Here is a 17,394-nt window from a genome sequence, read left to right as displayed (position 1 = left end):
GCGCTCTGGTGTTGCTGGTTACGCGTAACTTTCCGCCTCTGCTTGGCGGTATGGAAAAGGTTAACCAGCATCTGCTCAGCGCATTGCAGCCAGCGTGGCGTACGGCTTTGTGCGGGCCTGCCGGATGTGCCCAATATGCCCCGACGCAGACTGAGGTGCGGCAGAGCAGGGTGAAGCCTTTGCCCGTGTTTCTGGTTTCAACCATGTGGCGCGCTCTAGGTTTTGCTTGGCGACGAAAGCCCCAGTGGGTCATCGCGGGTAGCGGGCTTACTGCGCCGATAGCCTGGTTGGCAGCGCGTTGCGCTGGGGGTAGGGCAGCCGTATATCTGCATGGACTCGATATCATTGCGCCAAGTCGCTTTTACCAGTGGCTTTGGCTGCCTTTCATCCGGCGCTGCGACCTCGCTATTGTGAATAGCGAAAATACCGGGACGCTGGCGCGAAATCGAGGAGTGCCTTTAGCCAATACGCGTGTGCTGCATCCCGGCACCGATCTGCCAACGTTGGACGCAGAATCCGCCAAAGATTTTCGTCGGCAAAATGGTTTCGGGCAACGTCCGTTGTTACTGTCTGTAGGCCGCCTGACTCAACGCAAAGGATTGGTCGAATTCGTCTCGAAATCGTTGCCCGCAATCGCGTCGCACCAATCCGATGTAATGCTGGTGGTGATCGGTGATGAGGCCAGCGATGCACTACATGCGAGAGAGGGATCCGAACTAGAGCGTATTATTTTGGCGGCTCAACGCCATGGCGTGGAACAAAATGTATGCTTTTTGGGTCGTTGTGATGATTTGTCACTGAGCGCCGCATATCAGGCCGCAAACGTTCATGTTTTCCCCGTGCTTGAGTTGCCGGGCGATGTCGAAGGTTTTGGCATGGTCGCTTTAGAGTCTGCGGCGCATGGCCTACCAACTATAGCGTTTGCAGTTGGCGGAGTGCCCGATGCTGTGTGGGATGGTCACACCGGCGTCTTGATCGAGCCGGGCAATTATGTGGCGTTTGCCAAGACAGTGATCGAGCAACTGGCGTTGAGAAGAGAAAATAAGACTGTCGCGGCATGTCGCGACTTTGCAGCCGGCAAGGCATGGCCGGTTTTCGCAGAGCGCTTGCGTAGTTTGCTGGACTCGCACCGTGCCTGAAACTTCATCCGATCAGCAAGAGCACAAGCTGACTGACATCAGGGACGACTCTGTGCGTCAGCCGCACGCCGTATTAGACCTGCCGTCCCGTCGGTGGAAGGCTCTTAAAATTGAGCGTCTGCTCGATCTCTCCAGCAGGTCTCAGCCTATTCGAATACTTGAAGTTGGCACAGGCTCCGGCGGCATTGCGCACTACTTCGGCAAGCATCCGCAACTACGATGTGAGGTAGATGCTGTGGACGTCCACGATAACCGATTGGTTACGGATGGATTTCGCTACACCCAAGTCCACGATACATCTTTGCCTTTTGCTGACGGTACCTTCGATGTCGTGCTCACGAATCACGTCATCGAGCACGTTGGCAATGCAGAGGCGCAACATCACCATCTCGTGGAAATCCATCGTGTTATGAAATGCGACGGCGTTGGTTATCTGGCGGTGCCGAATCGCTGGATGGTGACAGAGCCGCACTTCAAACTGAAATTTTTGAGCTGGTGGCCGCGTGCTTTGCGCACCTCCTACTTGCGCTTGATGCGCAAGGGGAATTTGTACGATTGCGAGCCACTACAGATGCGCCAGCTGGAACGTATGCTGGACGCTGCCAATTTCAGCTATCGAAACATTTGCATCGAGGCATGGCGAACAACATTGGATATCGAAAAGGCGAACACGTTTGCCGCGCGAGTGCTCCAGAAGGTACCCGATACTTTGCTGATGTCGGTTCGGCGAATCATTCCTACGCTGATTTATCGCTTTGAGCGGCGATAACCATGCAGGATCAGCAACAGCCCGCAGTTTGGTTTCCAACGATTCGCACGGATAGCGGGACCGCTGTCTTTACCGAGCGACTAGTGGACGGATTGCGCCAGCGCGGATTACGCGCGGAAATTACCTGGCTTCCGCATCGCGCCGAATTTGCACCGTGGTCTATACCCGTTTGCGAACCACCTTCCTGGGCGAACATTACGCATGTCAACACGTGGCTTCATTCGCGATTCCTACCTAGGAACACACCAGTAGTAGCAACGCTCCACCACGCCATCCATCATCCCGACCTAAAGCCTTACAAGGATTGGTTGAGATTTCGATACCATAAATATTGGATGGCCTACATCGAGCGGCAGACGATGCTGAGGGTTAATTGCGTTGTCGCCGTAAGCCAGTTCGCGTTGGATACTGCCCGTCGATATCTGCTAGACATACCGATGCAATTGATTAGTAACGGTGTCGACGTCGTTCGCTTTCAACCTCCAGTTTATCGCGCCGCGCATCGTCCATTTCGCTTGCTATATGTTGGAAATTGGGCAGAGCTTAAGGGTGTTGATCTGTTGGGCCCTATTATGGAGAACCTGGGCAATAGCTTCGAGCTTCGTTATACCGGCGGTGCAGAAGCCAACAGTGCATCACACAAGCTGCCCGCAAATACTTTTGATATTGGCAGGTTATCTAGCGAGTCGGGCGTCGCAGATGCCATGCAGCAAGCGGACGCCCTAATCTTTCCTTCTCGTAGCGAAGGATTCGGGCTAGTGGCCGCGGAGGCCATGGCTTGCGGTCTACCGGTCATTGCGACACGCGGATCTTCCTTACCTGAGGTGGTGGAAGATGGAGTTTCCGGGATTCTATGCAACAAAGACAATGTGGCCAATTTCTCCGACGCTGCACGGAAATTAGCGGCCAATCCCGAACTTTACAAATACATGGCTAAAGCAGCGCGCATGCGAGCAATCAATCGATTCTCGTCGGAAGGAATGGTTGATGCCTATGTGAAAATCTACACGCGATATTTGTAATGATGGCAACTCATCATTTTATAGGTGAACTTTATTTTTCGTTGGAAATATTCGCATCCAGAAAAATTTGGATCGTTCGTCAAGTTACTTTGTTTTGATTAAAAACATAAAACCCGATTATTTAGCTAGCCGGCTTGCCAGGTAACGTATCGTGTCCATTCTACTTGGCGCAGACCTGATCACAGCAGCGGCAATACTTGCTTCATGAATGTTCGTAATCGGAAGCGTCTCCACAATAGTTGAATTCACTGCGTTCAAGACTTTTCGAGTCATTGCCGCCAATCGCAAATAACGACTTTTGAATGATCTGCATCGGCTGGTTTTGTGGAAATCGATGCGGTGCTTTTCCGAAAAAATTTTACCCCACTCGGATAAAGAGCTTTGATGTTTTCCAGCGGTAGCCATAATTACCTGAAGCTGCTGGGCTGGACTTACGAATTTAACATCATTGCCTAGCATGTCTGATTGTAGATATGCCTCATATGCGCAGACTTGCAGCGATAACGGGTAGCTTCCGTCAGCGCATAATGGTACGTCAGCGTGGAAAGGAATGTTTCCCTCGCTAGCAAATTTCGTGCGGGGTTGATTGCTGCGTTGCTCACTGACAGAAAAAAACGAATGTCCGTTGCTATGTTTTGAGGTGCCGCTTATGGCGAGTGGGTCTCGTACGTAGGCATAGAAATCGATCATTCGCGAAATTGCAATAGCTGAATAAACATCTGGGCTGGCTGACCGAAAATATGCGCCGGTTTTTTCCCTTATTGCATTAAGGATGGATATATTTATAAATCCACCGTTATAAATCATCGGTAATTGATTATATTTTTCTTGACCTCGCATTACTTTGGACAGCCATTGATTGGAGCTGCGCATTTCTATTCCAGTGCTTGAAGGGACTATAAGCTGTCCACTCGTATTGCCGACGATGGACGGCCAGTCGTAAGTGCAGAAGCTAGATCTAATTGCACTAACACACGTTTTGCTAATGATTTCTGCGATGGTCGCTACTGAACGCGGCAAAAGTCCATCGTCATCGCCTATAAAAGTCACCCATCCTTCGTTCACATGAGAGAGGGCATGTTCCCAGTTATGTGACATGCTCAAACGCTTCCCTGTATTCAAATAGCGGATACGCTTGTCGTTCGCACGGTGTACCACTCCGTGAGTATCGTCATTGCTGAAGTTATCGCATACGATGATGTCAAGATTATCGTAATCTTGGGATGTCACAGTACGTAATGACGACTCAAGCACGTCGCAACGTTCTCGAGTTGGAATGATGATGGTGATTTTTGGTTCAGGCAAAGTGGCGCGCCGAAAGCTGAGGTGTTATTAGTAGTTTAGCTCGAGTTAGATGTCTAATGGATTCTATTGAAAGAAGGTAACTCCGTTGCGGGGTCTGCTTCAAGAATCACTGCAGCAACACATAATGCAACAGATTGTCATGAATCTCATTTGATTCCGGTCATTGGCGTGAGCTCAAACCGTTAATCAGCTGCCGCCGCAGCAGGTTTCGAACAAGAGGTGCCGCCATCGCGGCCGAAACCAGCGCTGCGCCTGTTGTGAGAGAAAGTTTAAGAACTCCCACAAGGTCGCGCGAAATCGGTGATAGAAGCCAGTAGGCTAAAATTACAACGGCCGCTGCAGCGAGCGATGGCGGCAAAATGTCAGAGACATACCAGCGAATCATTTCTCTATGCAAGAGGCGGCGGTGCATTAGCGGAATTCCGATCGCAACAAAGCTCAAATTGATAAACAGCCAGAGGCAGGCCGCCCCTACGATGCCGTGATGTTCTACAGCCCATATACAGAATGGAATGCCTAAAACCAGAGCTACCAAGTTCATAGTAATCGTTAGTCCCGTCCATCCGTGTGCAAGTTGGAGTGCGTACGGAAGGTTCATAAGACCATTGAGTGCGGTTCCAGCTATTAAGATTGAGAGTGGAAGCGCTAGCTTTTCCGCCGTTGTGATGTTGCCGGTCCAGAGATAGAGAACGTCTTTGCCAAAAATCGTCAGCATCATCGCAGCTGATGCAATGACTACGATTAAACACTGATTGCTCAAATGGTAAAGATGAGTCAAATGAGCATGCTGGCCGAGTGATACCAACCTGCTGTAGCGCGGATATAATGCATTAAACATCGGCTGGATCATTCGCCCCATGCCAGCGGCGACACTCATTGCCAAGCTGAAGTATCCAACCTGTGCTAGTGGAAGCATTGCCGAAATAACCACCCGATCAAGTTGGGTTAACATCACAGATAACGTCATTATGGCGACCAAACCGCCCGCGAAACGACCGACGGTACGCAGTTCTTTCGTGCGGAATCTGGCTTGTCGCTGTGGCTCAGTGGGCAGTAATCGCCACAGAGTGATTGCCAAGACTATCGACTGGCAAGCGCCTATTGCGGCATACCACCACATGAAGGCATTGATGGTTGGAGAAACCCAGTACAGGATCGCCAGTACGCCGGCGCCACGCAGTGTGGCGAAAATTGCGCTAATCAGGTTCAAAGCGGGTTGCTGCTCCAGGCCGGACAAGCCGTTGGCGTAGAAGCTGCTGGGCCACTGTAAAGCTACCGCCAATCCCATTATTGCGATTGCATGCGCCGTCGCCACGCGGCTCAGATGTTCGGGATGCAGCCAGTGTTGGGCCATAGGGCCACTCGCAAGCCAGACTACTCCGACGATCATAAGTGCGATCGGCCAAACCAGCCATTCGAACGTACGCACTAGATCGCCGATCGTTTGTGCCAGCGTTGAATTGTGAACGCGCTGGGCCAGTTCGCGGTTCAGCGCGCCTCCCATCCCTAAATCGAAAAGCATCGAAAGCGCCTGGATGCTCAACATCAGGCCGACCAAGCCGAAAGCCTCCATGCCAAGCAGCCTAATGTAAAGTGGAATGAAAACCACGCCCATTAGCGCCATCCACACTTGGCCAGCATAGTTAGCAAGGATATTTGTGCGAAGGACGGACATTGACAAGCTGCTAGACGCGCTTCAGGTAGCCGTCTGGGGCTACTGATACCAGCAGCTTGTTTTCCAAAGCATGGTCAATTTCAAAAGCTAAAGGTGCGCCATCTTCAGCTAGGCAGGTTCCAGTATTGAGGCGATTCAGGTACTCATGTACGGCAGTCTTAGGGTTATTTCCTTGCCCCCAAGGTCGGTCAGGATATGCGGCATCAGGCAGATCCTCGATCACCGTATCGAACACGATGCAATAGCTTCCGGCCGAGGTCAGTGGCGCATAAGCCTCAAGTTCTGCCAGCACGTGGTCGTGAGTATGGTTGGAGTCGAGGATCACAAGGATTCGCTGGTGAGATTGTGCAATTCGATGTACCTGCTCAACAACATCTGTTGCAATGGAGGAGCCTTGAATCATGTCTATCAGGTGAGAAAGAGGATGGACTTCGATGGCGGTGCGATTATGCGCACGGATGTCAATGTCGATGCCCAGTACGCGCCGGCGCATCGCCTTTGGATCAATCGATTGGCCGCTTTCGACAGCCTCGCAGTAATCAAGTAGAGCTAGCATGGATGCGCTGAGAATCAGCGAGCCACCATGTGCGATGCCCGTCTCGATGATGAGGTCTGGTTTGATCTGCCAAATCAGCTCCTGCATGGCCACCATGTCCTGTGGATACTGGATGATCGGACGACCTAGCGCAGAAAAATTGTAGGAGTATTTGTACTGAAGCGAATGCTCGAACCATGCAAAGGCGCGCTCTTTTAAAAGTGCGTCTTTGGCCATCGTGGCGATATTCTGCCGGCATTCGCGTTCGAATTGCTCTTTAACATCCATTTGATTTCACCGATTCAAGTTTCAGTGTAGCTGCACGATGCGCGTCAGCGCATGATCGCGGACGCGGGATTTCCTGCAACGATTTCGTTAGCTGCCACGTCACGAGTCACCACGGCACCAGCGCCTATGATGGCTGAACGTCCTATTTTGAGTCGGGGCAGCAGCACCGCGCCGGCACCAACAAAACCATATTCTTCAACGCAAACTTCTCCTGCTAGAGTTGCGCCAGGGCCAATATGCACGCCATCGCCGATCACGCAGTCATGATCAATTGATGCGTTCGTGTTGACGATGACGGCGCTGCCGAGTTTCACGTTGGAGCAAATTGCTGACATCGCCAAGATTTGAGAGCCCTCGCCGATTTGTGCATCCGCAGCGACAAATGCGCGCGGGTGTATCACAGTGAGCGGCTGTGTCCCCTCCTGCTTTAGCCATTGCAATAGAGAAAGGCGATCACTTCCCTTGCTGCCACCAATGGCCACGCAGGCATAAAGCGAAGTGGCTCCTGTCCGGCTTGCCAGCCATGCGTGGAATCCTTCTTGACCATAGTGAATCGGAATATCGGGAAAAGGTGAGGGAATAGGCTGGTTGTCGAAAATAGCCACCACTCGGAAATCATCGTATGAGAGTGCCTCAAGCAGAACCCTTGCCTGACCTGTCCCTCCCCAGAGGATAACTTCCCTCATGACTGGGCTGCCAAAAGCTTGCTCACACATGCAATGACCCGATCCAGCTCCTCGTCTTTCATATCGTGATAACTCGGCAGATTGACGGCTCTGCTCGATAGCGAATAGCTCACAATATTTGCCGGATGTGGCGTGAAAGAAGGTAACGACGAGAGCGGCCAGAAAAAAACTCTCGCATCAATGTTGTTGGCCTCAAAGGAATGTAATAGCGCGGAGCGTTCGAACGGTACATGTTCGTCGATCACGATAGTTGGCATCCAGTAGCCGTTTATGACTTCGCCACGTTCGGGATTCATGCGGAGTGGCAGGGCGCGCATAGCGTTGCGGTAGTATTCGAACACCCTCCGTTTGCCCGCTATTAGCTCCTCTATACGTTCTATTTGGCCGCAGCCGATTGCTGCCTGCAGGTTCGACATCTTGTATTTGAAGCCGATCGTCTCGGGCCAGAATTGCCTGGCCTCTCCCCTAGCGCGCCCGTGATTGGACAAGGTGAGCGCCTTTTCGTAGAGGTCGTCGTCGTTGGTGACGAATATGCCGCCTTCGCCGGTCGTCATGGTCTTGGTGCCATGGAAAGAAAACGCGCCAAAGATGCCCATTGAGCCTGCACGATGTCCATACCAGGCCGAGCCGATCGCCTCGGCAGCATCTTCTATTACAGGGATGCCGTGACGCTTGCCTATCTCACGAAGAGCATTCATGTCGCACAGGTTGCCGTACAGGTGAACGGCAAGAATCGCTCGAGTTTTCGGGGTGATCGCAGCCTCCACTGCCGCCGGATCCAGACACCAGCTATCGGCGAGTACATCGACCAGGATCGGTGTCGCTCCCAGATGGATGATAGGTGCGGCCGAGGCTATCCAATTGATGTCGCCGAGCACTACCTCGTCGCCAGCACCGATACCCATTGCGGCCATGCCGATATGCAGCGCGCCAGTGGCGCTTGAGGTTGCGATCGCATGCTTCACGCCCAGATGTTCACGAAACAGAGCTTCGAAGCGATAAATATAATCGTAGCAGCGCTCGCCCCAGCCGTTTGCTGCGGCGTCAGTGGCGTAACCGATCTCGAGTGCGGTGATCGATGGTTTGGTGTAGTGAATGCGCGATTTAGTGAGGCTGTTCACAGGATTTCCAGTCGCGGAACGGCGACGACAAATTGTCCGCCCCAATCGCGAATGTAATCGAGCTGAGTCACGATTTCCTCGCGCAGGTTCCATGGCAAGATCAGTACGAAATCGGGACGATCTTCGCGCAGGCGAGACTCGGCGAGGACGGGAATGCGAGATCCCGGTAGCCAGTGCCCCTGTTTGTGTGGTGAAGCATCGATTACATAAGGCAGCAGATCTGGCCTTACACCGGCGTAGTTCAAAAGGGTATTGCCCTTTGCGGCAGCGCCATACCCAGCGATGTTACGTCCGGTGCGGCGCTGTTCCAGCAGGAAAGCCACACAGTCGTTCTTGACCGCATCGGCCTGCGCCTGGAAGCCCTGATAGTAAGCGATGTCCAGCATGCCCGCTGCTATTTCTGCGTCGAGCAACGCGGACACGGCGGGCGTTTCGGCACGCGCGCTGTGTGCATGCGCAGCCCACAAGCGCAAAGAGCCACCATGAGTTGGAAGCTGTTCGACGTCCCAGACCTTCAGGCCGTATGCGGCGAAGATTCGGCGCACGGTGTGCAGAGAGAAATAGGAGAAGTGTTCGTGATAGACGGTATCGAACTGTCGCTTCGCAACCAGTTCCATTAAGTGTGGAAACTCGACGGTGATGGTGCCCTCGGAAGCCAATGCCGCGGCTAGGCCCGCGACAAAGTCGTTGATGTCCGGCACGTGGGCCAGGACATTGTTGGCCACGATCAGCTCGGCCGAACGATGCTCAAGTACGAATTCGACGGCAAAGTCGCGGCCGAAGAAGCGTTCCAGTGTCTCGATGCCTTTCTTGCGCGCCGCTACGGCGGTACCGTTCGTTGGCTCAATGCCAACACAGGGAATACCGCGCGATGAAACGTATTGCAGCAGATAGCCGTCGTTGGATGCGATCTCCATCACAAGGCTATTTTGATTCAATTTCAGCCGCGTCACTGCCTGCTCGACGTAACGCTCGGCGTGCACGAGCCAGGAGCGCGAGAACGAGGAGTAATAAACATAATCCGGTGTAAACAGCTCGGCGTGTGCCTGTACTTCGTCTACCTGGACCAGCAAGCAGTTTCTGCAGGTAAATAATTTCAGAGGAAACCAAGTTTCTGGTGCATTAAGCGCGTCTGCCGTTAGGAATGCATTGGAAGGTGGCGCACTGCCTAGGTCCAGGAAGACATCGTGCAGCGCCGTGGCGCAATGGCGACATTTCATACTTTGAGCCCCGCAAACCCGGTTTGCTGCACCAGCGCAAAATTCTGGTCTTTGTCCGACATTCGTGTCACGGGCAGCGGCCAGTGAATGCCAAGGGTGGGATCGTCGTGCCGAAGTCCACCTTCCATTTCCCGATTCCATTCTGCGGTGTGTAGGTACAGCAACTGCGCGTCGTCGGTGAGTGTCTGGAAGCCATGAGCGAAACCTTCGGGTATCAAGAATTCAGTCGCCTCATTCTCATCCAGTTCGACGCCATGCCAGCGCAGGAAGGTGGGTGAATCCGCGCGCAGGTCGACCGCCACATCGAACACGCGACCGCGCAGACAGCGAATCAGTTTGACTTCGGCCGCCGGTGGGTATTGGAAGTGCATGCCGCGCACAGTGCCTTTTTTATAGGTCTGCGACACGTTGATCTGCATCCAGTGCAGAGCAGGTCTCAACGCTGCGTATTCAGCGGCGCAGAACACGCGTGAGAACTGGCCGCGTTCGTCGGAGACTGGCTTGGTCTCGATTACCATGAGATCGGCCAATGGCGTGGCGTGAAAATTCATATCGCCCACTCCAGTCCGGCTCGGTGTGCGGCATCGACGTAGGCCTGCAAATCGGCGCTGCTCCGCAACTCACCACGTTCGTAGTAATCGCGATACCACTGAATGGTCGACTGTAGGGTCGTCTGCGCATCCCACACTGGGGCCCAGCCGAGATATTGCGCCGCTCTGGAGGCATCCAGTCGAAGGGTTGCCGCTTCATGCGGTTGCGGTCCCGGCTCCTGTTCGCTGCACAGTTGCGGCCAGTGCGCTCGCATCAGTAAAACAAGCGCATGTACCGGCAGGGTCGCATCGGCTGCTGGACCAAAGTTCCACGGCCCCTCGACCGCGTCGCCGGCGAGCAACCGTTTCCCCAACTGCAGATAGCCCGCTAGCGGTTCCAGCACGTGCTGCCATGGACGGACGGCTTCGGGATGGCGGACCCGCAAGGTGGAACCGCTTGACGCGGCGCGCACCAGATCGGGTACGAGTCGGTCTTGCGCCCAATCACCGCCGCCGATGACATTGCCTGCGCGTGCGGTTGCCACGAGCGGTCCGCCTTCGCCGAAAAAACTCTTTCGATAGCACTCCGTTACCAATTCCGCACAGGCCTTGGAGGTGCTGTAGGGATCGTGCCCGCCCAGTGGGTGATCTTCGCGATAGCCGGCGACCGTGGTCTGTTCCAAATAGACCTTGTCGGTGGTGGCGTTGACGACTGCGCGCACGGAGGGCGTGACGCGCACCGCCTCCAGCAAGTGGACAAGGCCCAGAACATTGGTGTTGAAGGTAGCGACAGGCTCGGTATAGCTTCGCCGAACCAGCGGCTGAGCCGCCAAATGAAAGATTATTTCCGGGGCTACCGTCCGCAGTGTCTGTAGCACGGCTTCCGGATCGCGAAGATCTACGCGCAGGTCGTGCACATCATTCAATGAAAGCAGCTGCCAGTGCGCCGGTTCGGTATCGGGCGCCAGCGCTAGCCCGGTGACATGGGCGCCCATTGCGGTCAACCACAGGCAGAGCCACGAGCCTTTGAAGCCGGTGTGCCCAGTCACCAGTACGCGACGACCCGTATAGGCACCTGCAAACAGCTGGTTCAAGGCCACACCTTCCACGGTGCGCGCCCGCTTTGCCACAGCTCCTCGAGCTTTATCTTGTCTCGCAGCGTGTCCATCGGCTGCCAGAACCCGGCATGTGTATAAGCGGAAATCTGGCCATCACGGGCCAGCGCTTCCAATGGATCGCGTTCCCAAATAGTGGCGTCGTCCTTGATGTAGTCGAGTACTTCGTGCTCCAGGATGAAAAAGCCCCCGTTAATCCAAGAGCCATCCCCGGAAGGCTTTTCTTCGAAGCGGGTTATCCGGTTGTCCTGAATATCGATGGCGCCGAAGCGACCCGGCGGCTGCACGGCGCACATCGTGGCGAGCCCGGCCCGCGCCTTGTGAAAGGCCAGCTGAGCAGTGATGTCGATGTCCGCGAGACCGTCTCCATAGGTGAAACAGAACGTTTCGTCATCCAGATAATTTTCAACCCGCTTCAGCCGGCCACCGGTCTGCGTCTGATCGCCCGTGTCCACTAGTGTGACCCGCCAAGGCTCGGCATGCTGATGGTGTACCTCCATGCGATTGTGGGCTAGGTCGAAGGTAACGTCTGAGGTGTGCAGGAAGTAGTTGGCGAAATATTCTTTCACCATATAGCCCTTGTATCCAAGGCAAATGATGAAGTCGTTTATGCCGTGCTGCGCGTAGATTTTCAGGATATGCCAGAGCACTGGCTTGCCCCCGATGTCGATCATCGGCTTGGGACGCAAGGTTGTCTCTTCGCTGATACGTGTGCCCATGCCGCCTGCGAGAATGACTGCTTTCATGGAAACTTGGCTTAGTCGGGGGCCGGATGGCCGATAGATAAGGATAATGGGTTGGCGCGGTAAAGTACTTACGCCTCTGACAGGTACAGCAGTCGACTCAATGCAGGCCCGGCAGTGTGCGCAAGGTAGCTAGCTCCGCGTTGAGTCTCCCGCCGATGTTCAAAGCTTCCAGGTCTCGCAGTGCCTTCTGCGCATCGTTATTGCGGCCGTCTGCCGATAGCATACGAATCAAGGTAATTCGGTAAGCGGGTTCCGTCTTATTCGCAGCTACGGCCTCTTGCAACATGCGTTGGCCCAGATCGCGGTCGCCCAAAATGTTCCATGCAAAGTCGCCATATAGAGCCATTATTCGGGCACTGGGTTGGGGATGGGAGAGTGCGGCGAGGTAGGCTGAGGTCATTCGATCTTGAGGTAGATGGCATTCGTCGCGATGCATACAGTCGGTCAGCGCCGACAGCGAGCTCTCATCCTGCACGCCGGGCTTATGCCGCTGCAATTTCTCGATCATGCTGTCCCACCAAGCATCCCTCAACGACAAGCCCATGCGAGAATTCATGAAGATCAGTGCCTGCTCGGGCAGGATCGATGAATCGGGAAGCGCGGCGGATCGCTCAAGTGGTGCGTATGCCAGTCGAGTAAATGGTGATGTAGGATCGTAGTGCGAATAGATGATGTAGGTGCGGCCGAGCTCGTACTGTGCGCGGGGAGAATCGGGTGCGCGTGAGGCCAGGTCTTCCGCCAAACGTAATGGGTTACCCCAGGCATAGGCCGTCAGCGCTGTCAGCACAATCCAGCAGACCATCAGTCCAGCCAGCAACACGTAGCGAGCCAACGGCATTCGCAAACCATCAAGGAGTACGTTGGAGCGGGTTCCCACTGCGCCAGAGGCGTCCTTTCTAGCCGATATACATGGGGCGGCTAGCAGCGGTATCACGGCCAGCAACAGGCCGAAGCTTGCGAAATAGTTGCGGTGCTCGTAAATCAATTCCAGCGGCAGGATTGTGCCTGTGAGCAGGTGGCAGCTCATGAAAAACCCAATGCCCAATGCAGTGAGGGGCTGGCGCTGACGCAGCCACCAGGCCAGCAACGCAATGCAGGCAAGAAAAATGATGCCCACAAAGGTGGTCCATGGGGCCAGCAGGCCAGTCGAAACCGCGAAGTTATCGTGATAGAAAGATAGCGAACCGGGTGTAGGCACTAAAGTCCACAAAACGTAGTCGCTGACGATACGCGCCTCGCTCAACAGTCTGGTGCCGAGGTTGAAATTCCGACTGGCCCATGTGGACGGTTTGAGTAGGTCAGGCAGCAGCCATACGAGCCCCAGCAACATCGGGAGGATCAACAGCGACACGAATAGGCCAATGATTCGATGCGAAGTATTGGGTAGATTCGCAGTAAAGCTTATGCGTTGGCTGAAACGGAACAGAAGCCACTCGATGAGCAACGCATACAGCGGTAGCAGCACCGCCGTTTCCTTGGCCAATAACCCAAGGGCGGTGGCAAAAATCAGGCTCACTACGCATAGGCTGAAACCCGACTTTCCTTCCTGTCCGATGCGGCGGCTTGTAGCTCCAGCGGCAGAAAGAGCGAAAAGCATTCGCCGCCTGCCAGCCACATAGCCAAGCAGGCCCAGCAGTACGAACAGATTGGCCATGCTCTCCATGCGCTGCACCACGTAAAGCACTCCCGTCAGATTGATCGGTAGCAACAGCCAGCCCGAAGTGATGAGGATGGCCACGATTCCGATACGATATTCAATGCCTGTTAGCACTTCTTCTGGAAGGCCATGCTCGTGTGCGAAGCCCTGCTTGGATGCTGATTGCGAACGCATTCCAATAGACGGATATTCTGTGGCGCATCGCAGTAGCGCTCTCGCTAGCAGAAACACCAAGAGCCCGTTCAGCAAATGAATCAAAAGATTAGTCAGCTTCATCCCGTACGGATCAAGCCCCGAAGCAAGGTAGTTGAGAGCAAAACTCAGCGACGCCAGCGGCCGCTTGAATTCGCTGGATGGTGACGAAAGCGCCGCATTTACTAATGTTGCTACATCCGTGTGCTTTGGCTGAACGCCTTGGTTGTCGACGATGTTGGGGTAGTCGTCAAACAGGAATCCGCCATGAAGGCCGGGCCAGTAAACGGCCGCAGTGAGGGCGAACGCGGCAAGCAGCAGCCATCGGTGCAGGGACAGATGCCTATATGTGAGGCTCATCTAACGAGTGCCTTGGACGGTTGAGTATCCGACAGTATTGGCGCTGTCGGCGTTGGCATCGATAAAGAGCTGGTGTCGCAGCCGCGCCAGTTCGTCCTGCCAATAGTGTTGTCGTGACAGCACCCACTCGTGCACCATCGGCATGCCCGGACCGGGTGACTCGGCGCGGTTTTGAACTGTTTTGTAGTGGTCTAACATCTGTAGGCCTTGGCCTGGGTAACCTGCCGCACCGAGCGTTGCTGCGGCTTCCAGCGCCAAACCGGGGCGCACCTGCAGGTCCAGAGCCCGTTCAAAGTCCGCCAACGCGGTATTCGGCTGATGTTGTGCCAGGGCGATGCGACCCCGCAGATAAACAAGGTCTTGGCGCGGCCCGGACTGAGATAGCCCGGGGTTGGCGAGGCCAGCGTCGATCAGGCCGCTCAGGTGTGCCGCAGTCAGGCCAGGACAACCTCCTTCTACAACTACCGGCAGCATGCGGCCGAACCAGTTCACGAACAGCCCTCCGGGGTTGGCAGTGCTAGCCATCACTGCACGGGCGGCGGCAAGATCTGCGCCATCAATGCCACCCGTCATGCAACGCGCGCCGATCAGGTTGAATACCAGCTGTGACTGTTCTGGTTGGCTGACCATGCTTTTGAGCAGCCGTTCGATGGCTTCTTGCGGGCGACCTTGCGCCATCTCGATTTGCGCCGCGTTGGCTTGTGCGCGTGCGGAGTCCGGGTTCATACGCGCCCAGACGAGCGCCTGCGTCTGTACATCACCCCATACTTCAGCTCGAAGGTAGGTCATCAGCGCGAGGCTGAGTGGCAGCGCAATGAGCAAAAATCGCTTGGGCGCTTTCAGTGTGCGCATGTCTCCTAGCCACAGTCCCAGCGGCCAGAACATCAGCAATGCCGGCACATAGTTGCGGTGCTCAAAGTAAAGCTCCAGCGCAATAGATGTGGATTCCAGCAGCTGGCCACCAAAGTAGAAAAGCACACCCAGACTCAGCGCGGGATAACGACGACGCCAGCGCCAGGCGGCAACTATCAGTGCCGCGATTGCAAGCAGCGAAAACAATGTGGTGATTGGATGCAGCAGCGAGGTCGATGCACTGTACTGATCATTGAACACGCCGCTGGAAAATGGATGCGGTAGCCACAGCAGGCGCAGATAGTCCATCAGCACACGCGGCTCGGTCAGCATTCGCTCACCGTATGTCCAGGGACGCGACATTGGTGCGCCGGCGGCGATGCCGTGGAGCCCCACCCAAAGCAGATAGCCGACAACAGTGGCCGTTGGTATCCAACCCAGTAAAACTAGCAAAGTGCGGTAGATGCTCCGCCGCGAGCCACGACCGAGCGGCTGTCGTGGGGCCAGGACGATGATCTCGATCAGCAGTGCATACAGCGGAAGCAACACTCCATTGGCCTTGGCCAGCGTACCGAGAAGGGTAAATCCGCCGAGGCCGAGTACAACCCAGAGGCTACCGCTTTTAAGTCGGCCGCAGATCAGCCCCTCGCGGCCACGTAGCCATAGCAGCAGCCCAATTAACACGCACGTCGCCGGTAGCATGGCTTCGCGCTGCACAATATACAGCGTCGTGGATACCAGAAGCGGGTGTAGCAGCCAGATCGCGGCGCCGAAAGTTGCGCCGATATGACAGCGAGTTGTGTCGCTGGTAATCAGCCTACCTAAACGGATGAGCAACAAATAGAGCAGCACGCCGTTGAAAAGGTGCAGGATCAGGTTGGTGCGTTTGAACGGAAAGGGGTCGGCCGGCCAGTCGCGCGCGTCCAGTAGAAAGCTTAGCAGCGTCAGCGGGCGGCCCGTGGGATCGGCGATGCCCGAGGTGATATAACGCCAGAAAACCGTCCAGGTTCGTATCGAACCATAGCTGCCGAGCGCGGGCAGGTTGGCGAAGTCGTCAAAAAGAAAGCCTCCATGAAGACCGGGGACATAGGCTAGCCAAGTGAGCAGCAGCGTACCGATCAATACCGCGGAACGTATCAGAGGGCCCGGCTGGAACCAATCGGACTGCTTCATCATCCTGCCGCCGTCCCAAAGAAAAAAGGGCCGCCCTGGGCGGCCCCTCTAGTCACATCAAAAACTGATTGCATCAATTACGGCAAGAAGCCGGTAGATACTGGGCAGGAACTGTGGTTCCTGCCGTGCTCCCACAGGTCCACGAAATGCTGCCTGCATGTGTAGCCGGAGAAAAAACCAGGAAGAGGCCTGCGATCTTCGTACTGGCTTTCGCCCCAGAGAAGGTTGCGCGAATCTTGCCGCGAGCGCCCGCCGTCGTGCCAACGTCCACTACGTTAACATAGCTGCCGCTTATGGAAGCAGGTTGTGCAACCCCAGCAGATGCATTGCTGGGCGGCAATACGCCAATATTGCTGAAATACTCGGCTACACCAGTCTTGGCTGCATCAGCGAGCGATGAACCCTCAGAGACCTGAGTACGGACTAGGTAATTCTGGTAAGCCGGAATCGCGATGGCTGCCAGAATAGCGATGATCGCGACCACGATCATAAGTTCGATCAGGGTAAAGCCCTTTTGCGTGCTTTTCATGGTGAATCCCTCTGTTAAGCGTTGATTAATTTGCGAAAAATATTTGCCCCGAGCCCCGTCCGCTCCCCGGGTGAGTTCGGGCTCCCTGAATTCTTGGCTTGTAACAACCGGGACGGTCAAGCGGAGCAAAGCAGGTTATATGCCAAGGCATCGAACGCCTTTGATGATTGACCATCATGCTGTGGATTGTCTATCAGTTCACGAAACGTCACGATTGGAGTGGCTTGCAATCTAAAAGAATGGCATTGGTATCGACTAAGGCATTTGCCTTAGTCGGGCAAATAGTGACGCTAGTGGTCAGTTTTATGTTTGCAGCGTCCACTTGCAGCATCGATAAAACGTAGCCTGCGTATGCGTTATTGATGGCCAAATAGCTGGCCGACTGCGCGGAAACGCTCTAGGCCTAGGCAGTAGGTGAAGCTTTGCACGGTAGCAGCCACAGAGCGTGTTCTTCGCTAGGTATGGGCATGGATGGAGGGC

15 protein-coding genes are annotated in these 17,394 nt (G+C 54.9%); 3 read left to right on the top strand and 12 right to left on the bottom strand.

Going from position 1 to position 17,394, the window contains the following annotated elements; all coding sequences use genetic code 11:
- Window positions 1-50 precede the first annotated feature (50 nt).
- Genes HDE76_RS19300 through HDE76_RS19290 form a run of 3 tightly spaced genes read left to right on the top strand, consistent with a single transcriptional unit; the run spans window position 51 to window position 2,930 of the window.
- Window positions 51-1,139: a glycosyltransferase family 4 protein gene (locus HDE76_RS19300; RefSeq protein WP_184509974.1), complete on the top strand. Its 1,089-nt coding sequence runs from the start codon at window positions 51-53 to the stop codon at window positions 1,137-1,139.
- Window positions 1,132-1,908 carry a class I SAM-dependent methyltransferase gene (locus HDE76_RS19295; RefSeq protein ID WP_343205741.1) on the top strand — a complete coding sequence of 259 codons (777 nt, stop codon included), beginning with the start codon at window positions 1,132-1,134 and terminating at the stop codon, window positions 1,906-1,908. Before HDE76_RS19300 ends, HDE76_RS19295 begins: the two co-directional genes overlap by 8 nt.
- 2 nt (window positions 1,909-1,910) lie before the next feature.
- Window positions 1,911-2,930 carry a glycosyltransferase family 4 protein gene (locus HDE76_RS19290; RefSeq protein WP_184509971.1) on the top strand — a complete coding sequence of 340 codons (1,020 nt, stop codon included), beginning with the start codon at window positions 1,911-1,913 and terminating at the stop codon, window positions 2,928-2,930.
- A 117-nt stretch (window positions 2,931-3,047) separates the two neighbouring features.
- Here the strand turns inward: HDE76_RS19290 and HDE76_RS19285 are convergent, their stop codons facing one another.
- From HDE76_RS19285 to HDE76_RS19230, 12 genes are all read right to left on the bottom strand, one after another.
- The gene (locus HDE76_RS19285) at window positions 3,048-4,235 is read right to left on the bottom strand and encodes a glycosyltransferase (RefSeq protein WP_184509970.1); all 1,188 of its coding nucleotides are present in this window, start codon (window positions 4,233-4,235) and stop codon (window positions 3,048-3,050) included.
- Window positions 4,236-4,395: 160 nt separating this feature from the next.
- The gene (locus tag HDE76_RS19280; RefSeq protein WP_184509968.1) at window positions 4,396-5,910 is read right to left on the bottom strand and encodes an oligosaccharide flippase family protein; all 1,515 of its coding nucleotides are present in this window, start codon (window positions 5,908-5,910) and stop codon (window positions 4,396-4,398) included.
- Window positions 5,911-5,920: 10 nt separating this feature from the next.
- Window positions 5,921-6,733 (bottom strand): cephalosporin hydroxylase family protein, encoded by an 813-nt coding sequence (locus HDE76_RS19275; protein WP_184509966.1) that lies wholly within the window; start codon window positions 6,731-6,733, stop codon window positions 5,921-5,923.
- A 44-nt stretch (window positions 6,734-6,777) separates the two neighbouring features.
- Complete coding sequence (locus HDE76_RS19270; protein WP_184509963.1) at window positions 6,778-7,419, bottom strand: acetyltransferase; 642 nt, start codon at window positions 7,417-7,419, stop codon at window positions 6,778-6,780.
- Window positions 7,416-8,540 (bottom strand): DegT/DnrJ/EryC1/StrS family aminotransferase, encoded by a 1,125-nt coding sequence (locus HDE76_RS19265; RefSeq protein ID WP_343205740.1) that lies wholly within the window; start codon window positions 8,538-8,540, stop codon window positions 7,416-7,418. The genes HDE76_RS19270 and HDE76_RS19265 overlap by 4 nt, the downstream gene beginning before the upstream one ends.
- Window positions 8,537-9,760 (bottom strand): class I SAM-dependent methyltransferase, encoded by a 1,224-nt coding sequence (locus HDE76_RS19260; protein WP_184509959.1) that lies wholly within the window; start codon window positions 9,758-9,760, stop codon window positions 8,537-8,539. The genes HDE76_RS19265 and HDE76_RS19260 overlap by 4 nt, the downstream gene beginning before the upstream one ends.
- Entirely contained in the window at window positions 9,757-10,311 is a 555-nt protein-coding gene (gene rfbC, locus HDE76_RS19255) for a dTDP-4-dehydrorhamnose 3,5-epimerase (protein WP_184509957.1), read from the bottom strand. Before rfbC ends, HDE76_RS19260 begins: the two co-directional genes overlap by 4 nt.
- A complete protein-coding gene (rfbG, locus tag HDE76_RS19250) occupies window positions 10,308-11,390 on the bottom strand; it encodes a CDP-glucose 4,6-dehydratase (RefSeq protein WP_343205742.1) in 1,083 nt (360 codons plus the stop codon). The genes rfbC and rfbG overlap by 4 nt, the downstream gene beginning before the upstream one ends.
- A complete protein-coding gene (rfbF, locus tag HDE76_RS19245) occupies window positions 11,381-12,151 on the bottom strand; it encodes a glucose-1-phosphate cytidylyltransferase (RefSeq protein ID WP_184509953.1) in 771 nt (256 codons plus the stop codon). Before rfbF ends, rfbG begins: the two co-directional genes overlap by 10 nt.
- A 97-nt stretch (window positions 12,152-12,248) precedes the next feature.
- Entirely contained in the window at window positions 12,249-14,360 is a 2,112-nt protein-coding gene (locus tag HDE76_RS19240) for a hypothetical protein (RefSeq protein WP_255481698.1), read from the bottom strand.
- Entirely contained in the window at window positions 14,361-16,388 is a 2,028-nt protein-coding gene (locus HDE76_RS19235) for a tetratricopeptide repeat protein (RefSeq protein WP_255481697.1), read from the bottom strand.
- A 70-nt stretch (window positions 16,389-16,458) separates the two neighbouring features.
- A complete protein-coding gene (locus HDE76_RS19230) occupies window positions 16,459-16,914 on the bottom strand; it encodes a pilin (protein ID WP_184509951.1) in 456 nt (151 codons plus the stop codon).
- Between the last annotated feature and the right edge of the window lie 480 nt (window positions 16,915-17,394).

The organism is Rhodanobacter sp. ANJX3 (assembly GCF_014200755.1).
GTDB lineage: Bacteria > Pseudomonadota > Gammaproteobacteria > Xanthomonadales > Rhodanobacteraceae > Rhodanobacter.
The sequence above is the reverse complement of the archived record's forward strand: the minus strand, read 5'-3'. Positions and strand labels throughout refer to the sequence as shown.

Bases quoted from the DNA above. Each gene is read 5' to 3' on its own strand.
- HDE76_RS19260 (WP_184509959.1), bottom strand. From the start codon at position 9,760: ATGAAATGTCGCCATTGCGCCACGGCGCTGCACGATGTCTTCCTGGAC.
- HDE76_RS19235 (WP_255481697.1), bottom strand. From the start codon at position 16,388: ATGATGAAGCAGTCCGATTGGTTCCAGCCGGGCCCTCTGATACGTTCC.
- HDE76_RS19300 (WP_184509974.1), top strand. From the start codon at position 51: ATGGAAAAGGTTAACCAGCATCTGCTCAGCGCATTGCAGCCAGCGTGG.
- HDE76_RS19290 (WP_184509971.1), top strand. From the start codon at position 1,911: ATGCAGGATCAGCAACAGCCCGCAGTTTGGTTTCCAACGATTCGCACG.
- HDE76_RS19270 (WP_184509963.1), bottom strand. From the start codon at position 7,419: ATGAGGGAAGTTATCCTCTGGGGAGGGACAGGTCAGGCAAGGGTTCTG.
- HDE76_RS19275 (WP_184509966.1), bottom strand. From the start codon at position 6,733: ATGGATGTTAAAGAGCAATTCGAACGCGAATGCCGGCAGAATATCGCC.
- HDE76_RS19280 (WP_184509968.1), bottom strand. From the start codon at position 5,910: ATGTCCGTCCTTCGCACAAATATCCTTGCTAACTATGCTGGCCAAGTG.
- rfbF (WP_184509953.1), bottom strand. From the start codon at position 12,151: ATGAAAGCAGTCATTCTCGCAGGCGGCATGGGCACACGTATCAGCGAA.
- rfbC (WP_184509957.1), bottom strand. From the start codon at position 10,311: ATGAATTTTCACGCCACGCCATTGGCCGATCTCATGGTAATCGAGACC.
- HDE76_RS19240 (WP_255481698.1), bottom strand. From the start codon at position 14,360: ATGAGCCTCACATATAGGCATCTGTCCCTGCACCGATGGCTGCTGCTT.
- HDE76_RS19230 (WP_184509951.1), bottom strand. From the start codon at position 16,914: ATGAAAAGCACGCAAAAGGGCTTTACCCTGATCGAACTTATGATCGTG.